This is a genomic window from Lacinutrix neustonica (assembly GCF_026625145.1).
GTDB lineage: Bacteria > Bacteroidota > Bacteroidia > Flavobacteriales > Flavobacteriaceae > Lacinutrix > Lacinutrix neustonica.
Map to the genome: position 1 here is coordinate 3,460,667 of NZ_CP113088.1, position 13,668 is coordinate 3,474,334.

Here is a 13,668-nt window from a genome sequence, read left to right on the forward strand (position 1 = left end):
CAATGTGAGCTTCAAAAATGGATGGGTTATAGAAGTTGGTTTTAGAATTTAAGGCTTTCAATTCCTTTGAAGATTCAATCGTTTTTATAATCGCAGTTTTAGAAAGTTGCCGATGTAAATTAACAGCGTTTAAATAAAACTTAAGATTAGGGTGGTCCGAGAGATATACCTAAGTTTTGAAGCTGCTGTTCTTTAATGATAACTTCAACTTTTTTTAGGTTCTCAATCTTAGTCTGGCTAATGTTATTAGGATGCCATCTGTAAAGTAGTAATGACTCCTGTATGTTATGAAATTTTGTTACGGCAATTAATTGACTCCATAGTCTATAATCTTCAGCTGGGACGTATTCATTTTCAAAACGCAAGTCACCTAAGTGTGATTTCCGAAGCATGACGGTTGGATTACCAATACAGCAATTTTTAAGCATTTGCACCTTTAAGCCTTCATGGGAAGCTTGGTGCTTAACGGTTCTGTTTTTCTTATCACCAAAAAAAGTAAACCAAGTGCCGCAAACCCCGTAATCAGGGTTGTTTATTAAAAAGGATACCTGCTTCTCAAATCGAGACGGTAGGGCAATATCATCGGCATCAATCAAAGCTATGAATTCTGTTTTTGCTAAAGCAATACCTTCATTTCTCAAATGGGCAGGACCCTTGTTCTCTGTTTTATGAATTACTTGTATTCTAGAATCTTTTTTTTGATAATCATCTAAAATGTCTGCTGTTTTATCTGTTGAGTTGTCATTTAAAATTAAAAATTTGAAATTTTTAAAAGTCTGATTTAGCACACTATCTATAGACGCTTCGCGAAATTCAGCACCATTATATACCGGCATTATTACAGTGATTTCAGACATGTTTTTGTTTGTTTTATAAAAATTATTTGAGTAGAAATTTTATTTCTTGAGAAATGTTTTTCCCTAAAATAAAAGGTTTGGAAACCTTTTTGGTTTTAAAATTAGTGACTATTTCATTAAAGTCTTTTCCTTTAATATATTCTAATGTTGGCCATTCGTTTTTATCAAAGGGATGGAAGTTTTTGTGTGCCTTATAATTTTCTTTATTTATAGATTTCGGAATTCAAAAAAGGTATCTACATCAAAATCTTCTTTGTGCCCCCAATTGTTCAATTTGAATTTTAGTTCTTCTTCATCTCTACCCCAAGATTGATGAACGGATATAAAAGGAACGTACCATTTTTGCTGATTTTTATTTTTCCGCCCTCTTACATAATTAGCCTTCGTGCTACCTAAATAGTAGTTCGTGTAAGTTGGACAGTATAAAATACCATCTTCAAGTATTTTGTAAACATCAATCATGAAGGCGCATATTTGAATGGGTTTCTTTCTAGAAAGGAGATGGTCGTTCTTTTTTAAATATTTGGTAAAACCCTCAAAATCTACAAAATACTCATCGGCATCAATTTGTATACAAATGCCATCACCCATGCGTTTAGCGAGCATATTACGTTCTCTAGTTTCATTTTGCATGGCATTAATAGTAGCGTCATAAAAATCATCTTCATAGATGTCGATTTTATTATCAATATCGTATGCTTTTAGCCATTCAAAAAAAAGCGCATTTATCTGAAAAGTGTTGCGGGACCAGGTTTGTCTACTACTATCAATCGCTAATGTAATTGTTGTGGCATGTTTGTAAACTAAAGGGATAGAAATTTTTAAAAGTTCGTAATCGTAAGCAACTAAGAAACCAACATTTATTTTCATTAACTTTGTCTTTGTTTGTGCAACGAAGATAAATAAATTTACAATTTGTGAGTTGTTAAAACAATTAAAACTATTGTATGCAGATTAAGTTGGTTACCATTATAATACCCATTTATAAAGTCAATCTATCGCTAACAGAGCAAATGTCGTTAGGGCAATGTTTAAAACTATTAGGAGGTTTTGATATCGTTTTTGTTCATCCGAGAAAAACTGGATGTTTCCCCATTGAACGCTAATGGTAAAATTAGGAGTGAGGTTTTTCCAAAGCATTATTTTGAAACTGTTTATGGATATAATAGTTTGATGTTATCTGATGCTTTTTATGAGCGCTTTTTAAACTTCAAGTATCTGCTCATTTATCAATTAGATGCCTTTGTTTTTAAAAATGAACTGCTTCAGTGGTGCGAAAAAGACTATGATTATATTGGAGCACCATGGATCGCTTCACCAGATACCTTGCTAAAAAAAATGTTGAGTATTTTCAATTCTAAACGGAAAAGAGAACGTCAGAAAATATTTTTTAAAGTTGGTAATGGCGGGTTTTCTTTACGTAACATTGCGAAGTGTTATCAAATTGCTCAAGAAATGAAAAGCGAAATTGCGACCAATTTAAAACGAGAGAAAAATGATTTTTATATTATGGAAGACGTCTTTTGGTCCATAATAGTTCCAAAGCATTACTCAGACTTTAAAATTCCGAGTACCAAGAGGCGTTGGGTTTTGCAATCGACAGAAAACCAAAATTAGCATTAAAACTAAACGCGAATAAGCTACCATTTGGATGTCATGGTTTTGATAAGCCTAAAGTTAAAGCGTTTTGGAAGGACATTTTAATCACGAATTACCAGGGGTAGGAATTAATAATATTTTTTTGAAGGTCCAAATAGTCAATATTTGGACAAACTTATAAAACATGCGTAAAGACATCAACCCACCCTATCAAAGGCATTCTAAAACGTTAGACCATCTTATATTAAACTATGAGACAGAAGGAAAGGCCTATGGAAATCAGGATAGAAACAGTTTGCGATTATTTCAATTAGGCGATAAGGTGCTGAACGTCAAGTCTTTTAAGAAGCCAAATGTCATCAATAAAATTGTTTACAAATGCTTCAGAAAAAGCAAAGCACAACGTTCCTTCGATTATGCCAACAAATTAATAGCATTCGGAATCAATACTCCAGAGCCAGTCGCCTTTTATGAGATCAATGCGGGGTTGCTTTTTGGCAAGAGTTACTATATAAGCGAACATTTAGATTATGATATTACGTTTCGCGAGTTAACGACAGATTTTAATGTTCCTAATCATGAAGCGATTTTAAGAGCGTTTACTAGGTTTACCTTTCAGTTGCACGAAAAACAGGTTAATTTTCTTGATCACTCACCAGGAAATACCCTCATTGAATTCAATAATGGGGATTATAAATTTTCTTTAGTGGATTTAAATCGTATGAATTTTGAAAAAATGACCTTTGAAAAGCGTATTAAAAATTTCGCTAAACTGACCATTCATAAAGATATGGTTTCAGTAATGAGTGATGAATATGCTAAATTAATAAATGAAGCCTATACAAAAGTATTTAACTTAATGTGGCAGGAAACTCAGGCATTTCAAGAAGCATATCACAGACGGAGACGTTTAAAGCGGAAGCTTAAGTTTTGGAAGCATTATGATTAGCGTCTATTTTTACGCAGTAACCGGAGTTTCACATAACGCATAAATACCACATACCCTTGTATATAGCCAATCGTTAAACCAACAACACCATCACGAAAACCACTTTGTACAATGTAATGCTTAAAAAAGCCCCAAAAAGGTTTAATAATAAAATGATACGCCGTTAAGGGCCCTGTTTTATTGTCATAATCTTTCGCTTGTAAATTAGCATAGTGATTCATTTTTTGCATGTACTTATCAAAACTTCTATACGAATAATGTAATAGGCTCTGTTTCAATTGAGAGGTAACACCATTAACGTGAAGAGATTCATGAACATGGCGATCGTCATATAGACAAAGATCTCTTTTAAACAGTCTAATCACACTGTCATTTCGCCACCCGCTGTAATTAACACGTTGCCCCATAAAATGATTAATACGTTTTATTCTAAACGCATCGTAAAGTATTTTTTCGCTATTTAAAATAGTAAGAATTTCGGTTTTTAAGTCCGAGTCACCCGTTCATCGGCATCTAGTAAAAGGATCCATTCATGTTTTGCTTGTGAAATAGCATAATTTTTTTGAACACCATAAAAATCAAATTCACGTTGTAAGACTTTAGTAGCTAAGCTTTGTGCTTTTTCAAAAGTACCATCCGTACTAAAACTATCAATTACCAATATTTCATCGGCAAAATCAACTGAGGCGATAACAGATGCGATGTGGTCAATTTCATTTTTAGTAGGAATAATTGCGGTAAGCTTAATCATCTAATTTAAGGGTATAAGGCCTATGGTAACTTTTAAAAGTAAAATAATTTAAACGTTTTCTCATTTTATATTTGCGAATTAAATTTAAAGGCTTGCTTTTTAAATAGCTTTTGTCTTTATGTAAAAATGCTATGGTGGCATCAATGACTCTTTTTGAGGACGCACCATCATAATACGGGTGTAATTCAGCTATAAAGATGTCTATGTTTTCAAGTAGTGTTTTCGGGTATTTTAGAGCTTCATTGAGAGCTTCTTCGATATTTTTGGCAGCATTTACATGAATTAAATAATTGTGTTGGAAGGTATGATTAAAAGTAACCACTGGTTTTTTTTGAAGTAAAAATTCTTGTATAACAGACGTGGTGTCGGCAAATAAGACATCAGCAGTTTTAAGCAAAGGCACGAGATTGGTTGTATTAATATACTCAAAATTCACCCCATTTAAGTTTTCCCATTTTTGTTTTATGTCTTCCGGCAATTTTGGATGTAATACCATCTTAAAATCGTAAGTCCCTAAAAGAGCTAGTCGTTTTATTTCGTTAAAAACTGTTGGGTTAAAGGCTAAACTTAAGCGTTTGGTAAAGGTGGAAGCGATTAGAATGGTGGGTATAGTACTTCGTTTTTTCTTTTCTAAAGGAAATAAAGGGTCTACTTTGCTCCATCCTGTTTCTACCACTTCAAAACTCTTTTTTTTCTTTTGTTTTTTTAGAAACCCTGTTGTAGTGCTTGGGCCTTGAGTACAATACAAGTCAAAAAATCCGCGTATTCTAAAATGCGAAAAATCATTTTTATTTTCCGGTCTTTTTTGAGCTAAAAAACCATGAAAAACCTGAGCTTTAACCCCTGTTATAAAATCAGGAACATCATCTGTGGCCGTTAAAACGATGTCAGGTTTATAGTTCAGAACGTCGTGAATGGTGGGTAGCACGTTTTCTTTTTTAATTAATGCTTTTTTTCCATCCGCTTCATCGCTAAACCAGTGTACGGTATACCCTCTCTTTAATATTTCAGCTTCTAGTGGTAGCCCAATAGGCACCGAGTAACTGTATGATATGTAAATAAGAAATTTGTAATTCATTACGATAAGCTATTTAGAAAGGCAATCAGTTGAGGTTTTAAATACTTGGGCTTGAGTTTTAAATAGAAAGGTTCGGATTTTCCTTGGCCTCTATTCTCATCTTTTCTGATACGGTGATATAATCGGCTAAATGGATCGCTACATGTCTTATCGATTCATCATTACCAAACCAATTCGCTTTATTTAAATATGGAGAGAAAATGGTAAAGGTTGGGACTCCCAAGGCCTTTGCCATATTGTTAGCACCACCTTCGTTACCTATAAATGCATGGCAATGATAGGTAAGGGCCAAAAAGTCTCTTAAACTGGAACCAAAAACATTAAAGAAAATGTTTTTCTTAGTCTTCGAACGACATAAATTTAAAATGGCTCTAGCGTCTTCTTCTTGTGCAGGAATATAGTTAAATAATAATTGTGCCTTAGGATTATGAGTTATAATGTTATCTAATAGCGCCGCCATATATTTAAAAGGGTAGGTTTTTTCAAGACTACTCCCGTAACGCCTATCATAAATAAATCAGCATTCAAATTAATATTAGCATCAGACAAAAACTGTTTAGCATTGGTGATTTCTTGCTCTGTTAAATATATTTTTGGGGTATAGGGTTTAAATTCCACCCCTAGAGGTTCTAATAATTTTAATCTGTTCTCTATTGCTAAGCTGGAGTTATGTAAAGGTTTTTTAAGACGTTTTATTGTGTGAGAGTACACAAAAGCCGTATAATTTTTATGGTAAGCCACTTTCATTTTACTCTTGCCAAACAAACAAATTAAAGCTGTCGTGGTGGAACCGTAGACGTCAATAATGGCATCATAATTCACCGCTCTAATTTGTTTTACAAACCTTATAAATTTAATTTTTGAGGCTTCTATTTGCTTGGTGTATAAAATATATTCATCTATAAACGGATGATTTTCAACCACCGGATAGGTATGTGAATTGATTAAAAAATACAAGGTAGCATTTGGATATTTTGCGCGTAATGCTTCAAATAATATACTGGACGTTAGTACGTCTCCAATCATTTTTTGTTGTATTATTAATATTTTCATTTGGTCTTATACCGCTACATTATGCTCACGAAGCGCATCATTTAAAGAGGTTTTTTTATTTGTGCTTTCTTTACGTTTCCCTATAATTAGGGCACAGGGCACATTGTAGTCTCCAGCAGGAAACGCTTTTGTATAACTACCAGGAATCACTACCGAACGTTCCGGAACACGGCCTCTCATTTCAATAGGTTCCGGTCCGGTAACATCGATAATTTTAGTACTCATGGTTAACACCACATTAGCGCCCGGAACAGCTTCTTTTTCTACGTGTACACCTTCCACAACAATACAGCGAGAACCAATAAAGGCTCCGTCCTCAATAATTACTGGTGCCGCTTGTAGAGGTTCTAAAACACCACCAATACCAACGCCGCCGAGATAAGTGTACGTTTTTACCTATTTGTGCACAACTGCCTACCGTAGCCCAAGTGTCGACCATAGTCCCTTCGTCTACATATGCCCCAATATTTATATAACTGGGCATTAAAATGGTCCCCGCACTAATATAGGCCCCATGGCGCGCAACGGCATGAGGCACTACGCGAATGCCTTTTGCTGCATAGCCTGTTTTTAACGGAATTTTATCATGAAATTCAAAAACACCCACTTCAATAGTTTCCATCTTTTGAATGGGGAAGTATAAGACCACCGCTTTTTTCACCCATTCGTTTACTTGCCACCCATGGCTTGTTGGCTCGGCAACACGAAGTTTGCCTTCATCTAATAGATCCACTACTTTTCTAATAGCCGTTTGTGTGGTTTCTTCGGTTAGTAATGCGCGATCGTTCCAAGCATTCTCTATAGTCAGTTGTAATTCTTTCATTATAAAATTTATTTTGTTCGTCCCGTGAAGCTGGGAGTATCACATTTAGTATCTCAGTTGCTTTGGCGTGCCCTAAAGGTCAGGCTGTCTGCTATATCTTTTTTACATGCGTTTGCTTATTTATAAGGCATGAGTAAAAAAAGGAAACGCATGTAAAAAAGGATGCCGCTTCCATCCTTCACGCAAATATAAATTCAATTTAAATAGGACACAATAATTTATAGTATTAAGATATAAACCTTAAATTTGCACAAAAAATAATAATGGCTCAAATTCTTGCAATAGATTATGGTAAAGTAAGAACCGGATTGGCGGTCACAGACGATATGCAAATTATTGCTTCGGACTTACTACTGTTGCCACTAAAGAACTATTAGATTTTTTAAAAGCCTATACAAAAAAAGAGCAAGTAGCATTATTTTTGGTTGGTGAACCCAAGCAAATGAATAATGAAGCCAGTGAGAGCGAAGCGTTAATAGCGCCATTTATAAGTCGGTTACGTACTTTTTTTCCGAGAAATACCGGTAAAACGTGTCGATGAGCGGTTTACCTCAAAAATGGCAGTACAAACCATGATTGATAGTGGGCTTAATAAAAAACAACGTCAAAATAAGGCGCTTGTAGATGAAATAAGCGCCACCATAATTTTACAAAGTTATTTGTATAATAAATAGTATAATACAGAAAGAATGATATTACCAATTGTAGCCTATGGCGATCCCGTTTTAAAAGTAAAAGCAAAAGAAATAACCGCTGAGTATCCTGATTTAAAAACACTTATTTCAAATATGAAGGAGACCATGCACAACGCTTTTGGTGTTGGATTGGCGGCGCCACAAGTAGGTCTGCCCATACGTATGTTTTTAATAGATGCCTCTCCTTTTGCAGAAGACGATGTCTTAGATGATGAAGAAAGAGCGTTTTTAGAAACCTTTAAACACACTTTTATTAATCCTGTAATTTTGGAAGAGACTGGCGATGAGTGGGCGTTTAATGAAGGCTGTTTAAGCATTCCAGATGTTCGGGAAGATGTGTTTAGAAAACCTAATATTAAAATTGAATATTTAGATGAAGATTTTAAAAAACATACGTTAGCTTTAAGTGAGTGCGGCCGCACGTGTGTTTCAACACGAGTATGACCATGTTGAAGGTGTGTTGTTTACCGATAAACTGTCGGCATTGAAAAAACGTTTAATTAAAAGTAAACTAACTAACATTTCTAAAGGTAAAATTAGTGTGGATTACCGCATGCGATTTCCTAATATGAAAAAGAAGCGTTAAAAACTTGCAAAACAAAAAAGCGTACAAGATATTTGCGCTCCATTGAAAAAAATAGAAGCATGGCATTAGATAAAATATTGGCAATTTCAGGAAAACCGGGATTGTATAAATTAGTGACACAAACGCGTGGTGGCTTTGTAGCCGAATCGTTAATTGATAATCGTAAAATCACTGTTGGGATTCAACAAAACGTTAGCGTTTTAAGTGAAATAGCTATTTATACGTTAACCGCAGAAGTGCCTTTACGTGAGGTGTTAAAGAAAATTAAAGCGAAAGAAAATGGTGCGCCAACAGCGATTAGCCATAAAGATAGTAAAGACAAACTAGAAGAGTATTTCTTTGAAGTATTGCCGGATTATGATGAGGATCGCGTATATGCTAGTGATATAAAAAAGGTCGTGCAGTGGTATAATATGCTTCAAAAAAATGATTTGATGGACTTTGAAGCGCCAAAAGCGTCTCAAGAGGAAGAAGAATAGTTTTTCTTTATATAGATTAAAAAATCCAGCAGAGTTGCTGGATTTTTTTGTTTGAATCAACCATAGATTTTAATTTTTGTTTTAGTGCATGTATTCTATTTAATGAAGTTAATTCAAAAAATAGAGCTCTTTCTTTTAATTAATACAGGAAACTTACAATACAATTTTTAAATGACTTATTTTTAATTATAAATCAATATTCTTTTGTCCAAAAACCAATCACTTTATTTTCCTCATTGATGTGAATTTTAAGAAAAATTGGATCTACCAATGTCCAACCCAAATTATATGACATTAGTTTCGCTGGTTGGTAATTTTTATTGTACCATTCATTTATTTTTTGTGTAATTTTTAATCTTGCAGAATCAGCTTGCTTTATATTATAATTAATTTTTAAAGAATCAGGCAGGCTTTTTCCTTTAGGCAAAATAACTCCTATGGTATCAGAATTTGGTTCTCCTAAAAGATTAATAACCTGTTTTTTATCCATACCTATTTTTAAATAGTTTTGCATTAAATCATTAACCATCTCTAGTCTAGTGTTTCCCTCTTTTATAAGCTCACTATTTTCAGACCATAACTCTTTATTAAAGTCTCGTTGAGCTTGGCATGAATTACATAATAATGTAAAAAGGATAGAAAAAAAAAGTAATTTCATATAATTTTATTAATTAGTATGTATTATCTGTGTATTTGGTGAAATCTAACCATTTGGTCCTAAAGGAGATAAACACACTAAATTCGAATCATATATGATTGTGAGAGTTTTTGTTTTTAAAATTTTAGAAGTAACAAAACACCAATATACTTTTTAGATATTAAACTTAGAATTATGATAATTATAAATTGTTATTTTTATGATATTACGCCATGATTTATCTAAAAAGACATCATCGATATTCTTATTTTTCTTTAAAACTAAAATGATTTACAATATTGTTTTCAAATTGAAGATTAAGCTCAAAAACTTTGAAATCACCCCATGTACGACCTATCAATTCATAAGTCCAATTTTCTTCTTTCTTAATTTTAGGTTCACCAAATACATCTTTGATATTGTTTTTTTGTTTTCCTCTTAAATAATCTGAATCTAGTAAATCATCTATCATTTTGTATCTTTCTTCCGGTTTTTCGATCCAAATTTTTTCATTAAATTCAACCTCTGGTTGCTTCGTTAAAAAAGATAAATAAACTGTCGATATTAAAAAATAAATAAATATCGATAAAATAATACTAGTTACTATTTTTAGAGGTCTTTTTTCTTTAAAAAGCCGAAATTTACCAAGTATTACTATACCCAATATAAATAGAATAAATATTACTAATAAAACTGGCAATATTGCTATAATTAAATCATTCATAATTATCATTTTATTGATTAGTAAATACTAGATTCCCATTTAAAATATATTTTAAATTACCATTATACAAATCTTGAAGCACATGATTTACAATAATAAGGTTACCTGTAAAAGCATTGTAATTAATACCAATTGCCCTTCCTTTATCATTATTATGAAAGTCCATATCTGCAGCTAATCCAGATTCTCCCAATTCATGAGCATCAGCAAATAATTTCATTATATGTACACTGAAAGCTGCAGAACCTAGTGCATTCCAAAAAGCGTGTCGAAAAGCATCAGCTTTAACGTCTGTGATTCCTGTTAATTGTCCACTTAAAACTAGAGCCTCAGCTTTACTTAAGGCATCATAAGAATTGTCTATATGAATTGCTGCCTCTAATGGGAAAATAGAAAATAGGGCAACCTCTTTCGCATTAGGGCTTTCGTCAACTTCAAGAGGATTATCAGATGGCATATCAAAATTACCGGAATTTAAAATAAAATCATTATCTAACCACCATTCAAAAGGATATCCATTCATATTAATAGGATAATCTGTTTCAGTAAAATTAATCAAATTATCAATTGCATTCACAATCAAATCAACAGCCTCTTCAGAATATTCAGAAAGTGAACTACTCAATTCTAATTGACTTTCAAGAAATTCTTAAATAGTGTCTTGAGCTTCAGCTCCAAGATTCCCAAACATTGTATTCTGCTCAGGTGTTAACTGTATGCGTCTAAAGGTTTTTTTTGTCTCGGTTTCTTTCTAGATCATTCATTTAATAGATTACTTCAATTCTTTTATCAATTTCACCAATTTCTTTAAATGCCATACCTGTAAATCCTTTTTCTTCAATAGCATTTTTTAATCTTTCAGATACAAAATAGCCACTAATATATGGAACCCTAGAAATTTTAAAAAAATCTGTTTTTGTTTCCTTAAAATTAACAACAAGCTTATTGCACGCAATCGTTGTGAATTCCGGTAAAACATCAATTGTATTTACAAAACTTGAGTAATCCGGAATACCTATTTTTTCTCCTTTATTTTGTTGATCTTGAATTTTTTTTATTGAAAATTCACTTCTAGAAAACTCAATATAATTCTCACTACTTGGATTTGTTATATAAAACAAATAATAATCATTTAAGATATTGCTTTTATGGTTTACTTTAATGTTCCAGCATTGATATCTTTCATCACAAAAATCTTTTATAAATTCAAGAAAATCATCTTTTATAATTAATAATCTTCCGGAATTAATGAAACTTCCTTTTAAGTAGGATGTGGGGATAGCTTTTGAATTAATTATAAGTTCAGGGGGGCTAAATTTTCAATAGGTTTTGAATAATCTAACTCTCTTAAATTACCGATGCTTTTTGGTGAGTCACATTGCGGATATCTTCCTATAACTTCAGTATCAATAGTATTTGTTAGCCAATAATATTTCATAAATTTTTATGGATAAACGATTAAATCTGCTAATTGTCCAGGAGTTAAACGTTAAGTTGTTTGCAAATAAATTTTTTATTTGAATTGTAAGGCTTTCTAAATGCATGAAGGCCTCATTTGGAGTCATATCTCGGAAATGTATCATCTAATGATTCAAGTATTTCATCTATTTTTGAACTATATATATTGTGCCCTGTTAAATGTTGACTTGGTGGTATTGGAATTCCGTTTAGAGCACTATTCATATTAAAGGCATTCGTTGAATTGGCTGCTTTTTGTACTATTTCGTGGTCGAATTTAGCCCACGGGACAATATGATGAGCATGTAAACCTGTGCCAGCAGAGCCAATAACGTGTTTAAGTATGTTTCTGTTACCAAAAGTAACCAACCCACTATCACTAACTTTCCAAACAAGCGCGATAAGACCTCCTGTTGTTTGATTAATGACTTTGATGGAAATTTTTGCTCCAGTGCTTAACCAACCTACAAAGGGTATTGCACCTGCATAGCTTAAGGAAGCATTTAAGGCATCACCCTCAAAAGTATATATAACACCATTGATAATATCTGCTGGTTCACCAAACACTGGAACTAAACCTAATACATCAAGTGTTATATGCACAAAATCCTTTGATGCTTCCCAATAGATTTTAATATCAGACCAGTCAGGATTTGCAGCTCTTAATGCTATACATTTCATTACAAAATGTATATATAAAGGATCGGTACTTGTCTCGGTCTGATGTATCGATATCCATGTACTGATTTACAGACAGCATAAAATTAGAATCAAACGCATTATATAATTTATCTTGACTCTTGGCTTCTAGGATAAAATTTAATGCATTTTGATCAACTATCGTTTCTTGACTTAGTATTTCGATTGCTTCTTGTACAAACGCAACAGCCTCTTCAGAATACTCCGCTAATGAAATATTTGCTACATCTTCACCTAATTGATTTTCAAGATAATCGAAAATCGCATCTTGAACATCCGGAACAAACCCACCAAATAGTGTATTCTGCTCAGTTGTTAATTGTATGCGTCTAAAGGTTTTTTTTCTTTGAGCTTCTAAAGATAGAATATAGGTTGCAGTGGCAGGAGGCGTGCTAGACGGTGAGGCTTCAGAGGTGGTATCTGTATTTGAAGTACCTCCACCGAGATGGTCCTCCAGGATTCCAGTTTACAACTTCGCCACTATAGCCGAAGGAATTTCACTTTTGGTAATTCCAGTTATCCACTGCTTCATGTCGTGCATATTTTAAAAAAGGATATTTGTAAAGTCATGTACCCTTTTTTTCTAGTCTAGTTTTATAGAATTAGTAATGTAACCATAATAATTGCCTTCCATTGGTGTCGTTCTTTTTAACTCTAATATTAAATATTTTGAATTTAAACTTTTAAAATTTATTAAATAATTGAAGTCTAATTTTATTTTATCTGTAACATACATTTCGTAAGTATGTTTTAGATATTCATCATTTCTTTTGGCAATTATTTTAAAACATTTATAGCCTAAAATATTTTTTTTGTCTTTTGGGAATTCTTCTATTTTATAATTTGCTTCATCAAAGTATTGTAAATCACTCTTAGATTTGCATGGCTTAGAGATCTCATTCTTTTTTTTAAGGCATTGATATAAACTATCTCTATCTGTATATATTATATTCCCCGAATCTTCATTATTATAATTTTTTCGTGGTTGCGTATAATAATTTGGCTCTATAATCAATTTAAGTTTAAAAGTATCTTGCTTAACTGTAAGCATCATAACATCATGGTTTTCACTATTAATAAACTGTTCTCTATCTAACGAGTCTTTATCTTTTGAAAGCCATAATAAAGCCCCTTTAAAATCTTCGTTTGTTTTTTTCGCTGCGTCCTCCGTTATTACTTCATATCTCGGTATAAATTATTTTACCGAAGCTAAATTTTTTTTGTTTGAAACTTTTACCGAAGAACAACAGAAAATGGATAGAGATAAAATATAAAATAAG

16 protein-coding genes and 4 pseudogenes are annotated in these 13,668 nt (G+C 32.7%); 6 read left to right on the top strand and 14 right to left on the bottom strand.

What is annotated here, in order from left to right; genetic code table 11:
- Positions 1 to 146: 146 nt before the first annotated feature.
- On the bottom strand, positions 147 to 857 hold the full coding sequence (locus N7U66_RS18730) for a glycosyltransferase family 2 protein (protein WP_267676471.1): 711 nt from the start codon (positions 855 to 857) through the stop codon (positions 147 to 149).
- Positions 858 to 1,064: 207 nt separating this feature from the next.
- Positions 1,065 to 1,727 carry a hypothetical protein gene (locus N7U66_RS18735; RefSeq protein WP_267676472.1) on the bottom strand — a complete coding sequence of 221 codons (663 nt, stop codon included), beginning with the start codon at positions 1,725 to 1,727 and terminating at the stop codon, positions 1,065 to 1,067.
- A gap of 77 nt (positions 1,728 to 1,804) precedes the next feature.
- Here N7U66_RS18735 and N7U66_RS18740 point away from each other — a divergent pair, with 77 nt between their 5' ends.
- From N7U66_RS18740 to N7U66_RS18750, 3 genes and pseudogenes are all read left to right on the top strand, one after another.
- Complete coding sequence (locus tag N7U66_RS18740) at positions 1,805 to 1,963, top strand: hypothetical protein (RefSeq protein WP_267676473.1); 159 nt, start codon at positions 1,805 to 1,807, stop codon at positions 1,961 to 1,963.
- A gap of 67 nt (positions 1,964 to 2,030) precedes the next feature.
- Positions 2,031 to 2,581: pseudogene (locus N7U66_RS18745) on the top strand (DUF5672 family protein).
- Between the two features lie 59 nt (positions 2,582 to 2,640).
- Positions 2,641 to 3,405 (top strand): lipopolysaccharide kinase InaA family protein, encoded by a 765-nt coding sequence (locus N7U66_RS18750; protein ID WP_267676475.1) that lies wholly within the window; start codon positions 2,641 to 2,643, stop codon positions 3,403 to 3,405.
- Here the strand turns inward: N7U66_RS18750 and N7U66_RS22290 are convergent.
- The 6 genes and pseudogenes from N7U66_RS22290 to N7U66_RS18775 all read right to left on the bottom strand — a co-directional run bounded on the left by N7U66_RS22290 (position 3,402) and on the right by N7U66_RS18775 (position 7,110).
- Positions 3,402 to 3,812, bottom strand: a complete 411-nt coding sequence (locus N7U66_RS22290; RefSeq protein ID WP_313791308.1) for a glycosyltransferase family protein — start codon at positions 3,810 to 3,812, stop codon at positions 3,402 to 3,404. The two genes, N7U66_RS18750 and N7U66_RS22290, sit on opposite strands and share 4 nt — an antisense overlap.
- A gap of 77 nt (positions 3,813 to 3,889) precedes the next feature.
- On the bottom strand, positions 3,890 to 4,156 hold the full coding sequence (locus tag N7U66_RS22295; RefSeq protein ID WP_313791309.1) for a glycosyltransferase: 267 nt from the start codon (positions 4,154 to 4,156) through the stop codon (positions 3,890 to 3,892).
- Positions 4,149 to 5,234 (bottom strand): CDP-glycerol glycerophosphotransferase family protein, encoded by a 1,086-nt coding sequence (locus tag N7U66_RS18760; protein ID WP_267676476.1) that lies wholly within the window; start codon positions 5,232 to 5,234, stop codon positions 4,149 to 4,151. Before N7U66_RS18760 ends, N7U66_RS22295 begins: the two co-directional genes overlap by 8 nt.
- A 58-nt stretch (positions 5,235 to 5,292) precedes the next feature.
- On the bottom strand, positions 5,293 to 5,694 hold the full coding sequence (locus N7U66_RS18765; protein ID WP_267676477.1) for a glycosyltransferase family 9 protein: 402 nt from the start codon (positions 5,692 to 5,694) through the stop codon (positions 5,293 to 5,295).
- Positions 5,679 to 6,287, bottom strand: coding sequence for a glycosyltransferase family 9 protein (locus N7U66_RS18770; RefSeq protein ID WP_267676478.1), 609 nt, complete (start codon positions 6,285 to 6,287; stop codon positions 5,679 to 5,681). Before N7U66_RS18770 ends, N7U66_RS18765 begins: the two co-directional genes overlap by 16 nt.
- A gap of 6 nt (positions 6,288 to 6,293) precedes the next feature.
- Positions 6,294 to 7,110: pseudogene (locus tag N7U66_RS18775) on the bottom strand (2,3,4,5-tetrahydropyridine-2,6-dicarboxylate N-succinyltransferase).
- Between the two features lie 263 nt (positions 7,111 to 7,373).
- On the opposite strand from N7U66_RS18775, the pseudogene ruvX reads away from it, so the two are divergent.
- The 3 genes and pseudogenes from ruvX (at position 7,374) to N7U66_RS18790 (ending at position 8,870) form a co-directional block, all read left to right on the top strand.
- Positions 7,374 to 7,784 (top strand): annotated as a pseudogene (ruvX, locus tag N7U66_RS18780) (Holliday junction resolvase RuvX).
- A gap of 15 nt (positions 7,785 to 7,799) precedes the next feature.
- A pseudogene (def, locus tag N7U66_RS18785) lies at positions 7,800 to 8,391 on the top strand (peptide deformylase).
- Positions 8,392 to 8,450: 59 nt separating this feature from the next.
- Complete coding sequence (locus tag N7U66_RS18790) at positions 8,451 to 8,870, top strand: DUF5606 family protein (RefSeq protein ID WP_267676479.1); 420 nt, start codon at positions 8,451 to 8,453, stop codon at positions 8,868 to 8,870.
- 193 nt (positions 8,871 to 9,063) lie between these two features.
- Here N7U66_RS18790 and N7U66_RS18795 read toward each other — a convergent pair whose 3' ends face one another.
- From N7U66_RS18795 to N7U66_RS18820, 6 genes are all read right to left on the bottom strand, one after another.
- Positions 9,064 to 9,528, bottom strand: coding sequence for a hypothetical protein (locus tag N7U66_RS18795; protein WP_267676480.1), 465 nt, complete (start codon positions 9,526 to 9,528; stop codon positions 9,064 to 9,066).
- Between the two features lie 244 nt (positions 9,529 to 9,772).
- Positions 9,773 to 10,231, bottom strand: coding sequence for a hypothetical protein (locus N7U66_RS18800; protein WP_267676481.1), 459 nt, complete (start codon positions 10,229 to 10,231; stop codon positions 9,773 to 9,775).
- Positions 10,232 to 10,241: 10 nt separating this feature from the next.
- On the bottom strand, positions 10,242 to 10,856 hold the full coding sequence (locus tag N7U66_RS18805; RefSeq protein ID WP_267676482.1) for a DUF6973 domain-containing protein: 615 nt from the start codon (positions 10,854 to 10,856) through the stop codon (positions 10,242 to 10,244).
- A gap of 139 nt (positions 10,857 to 10,995) precedes the next feature.
- Entirely contained in the window at positions 10,996 to 11,352 is a 357-nt protein-coding gene (locus N7U66_RS18810) for a hypothetical protein (RefSeq protein WP_267676483.1), read from the bottom strand.
- A 430-nt stretch (positions 11,353 to 11,782) separates the two neighbouring features.
- Positions 11,783 to 12,370: an AHH domain-containing protein gene (locus N7U66_RS18815; protein ID WP_267676484.1), complete on the bottom strand. Its 588-nt coding sequence runs from the start codon at positions 12,368 to 12,370 to the stop codon at positions 11,783 to 11,785.
- A 601-nt stretch (positions 12,371 to 12,971) separates the two neighbouring features.
- Positions 12,972 to 13,442 (bottom strand): hypothetical protein, encoded by a 471-nt coding sequence (locus N7U66_RS18820; RefSeq protein WP_267676485.1) that lies wholly within the window; start codon positions 13,440 to 13,442, stop codon positions 12,972 to 12,974.
- Positions 13,443 to 13,668: the final 226 nt, after the last annotated feature.

Coding starts and splice junctions, on each gene's coding strand:
- N7U66_RS18730 (WP_267676471.1), bottom strand. CDS start 857: ATGTCTGAAATCACTGTAATAATGCCGGTATATAATGGTGCTGAATTT.
- N7U66_RS18735 (WP_267676472.1), bottom strand. CDS start 1,727: ATGAAAATAAATGTTGGTTTCTTAGTTGCTTACGATTACGAACTTTTA.
- N7U66_RS18740 (WP_267676473.1), top strand. CDS start 1,805: ATGCAGATTAAGTTGGTTACCATTATAATACCCATTTATAAAGTCAAT.
- N7U66_RS18750 (WP_267676475.1), top strand. CDS start 2,641: ATGCGTAAAGACATCAACCCACCCTATCAAAGGCATTCTAAAACGTTA.
- N7U66_RS22290 (WP_313791308.1), bottom strand. CDS start 3,812: ATGGGGCAACGTGTTAATTACAGCGGGTGGCGAAATGACAGTGTGATT.
- N7U66_RS22295 (WP_313791309.1), bottom strand. CDS start 4,156: ATGATTAAGCTTACCGCAATTATTCCTACTAAAAATGAAATTGACCAC.
- N7U66_RS18760 (WP_267676476.1), bottom strand. CDS start 5,234: ATGAATTACAAATTTCTTATTTACATATCATACAGTTACTCGGTGCCT.
- N7U66_RS18765 (WP_267676477.1), bottom strand. CDS start 5,694: ATGGCGGCGCTATTAGATAACATTATAACTCATAATCCTAAGGCACAA.
- N7U66_RS18770 (WP_267676478.1), bottom strand. CDS start 6,287: ATGAAAATATTAATAATACAACAAAAAATGATTGGAGACGTACTAACG.
- N7U66_RS18790 (WP_267676479.1), top strand. CDS start 8,451: ATGGCATTAGATAAAATATTGGCAATTTCAGGAAAACCGGGATTGTAT.
- N7U66_RS18795 (WP_267676480.1), bottom strand. CDS start 9,528: ATGAAATTACTTTTTTTTTCTATCCTTTTTACATTATTATGTAATTCA.
- N7U66_RS18800 (WP_267676481.1), bottom strand. CDS start 10,231: ATGAATGATTTAATTATAGCAATATTGCCAGTTTTATTAGTAATATTT.
- N7U66_RS18815 (WP_267676484.1), bottom strand. CDS start 12,370: ATGAAATGTATAGCATTAAGAGCTGCAAATCCTGACTGGTCTGATATT.
- N7U66_RS18820 (WP_267676485.1), bottom strand. CDS start 13,442: ATGATGCTTACAGTTAAGCAAGATACTTTTAAACTTAAATTGATTATA.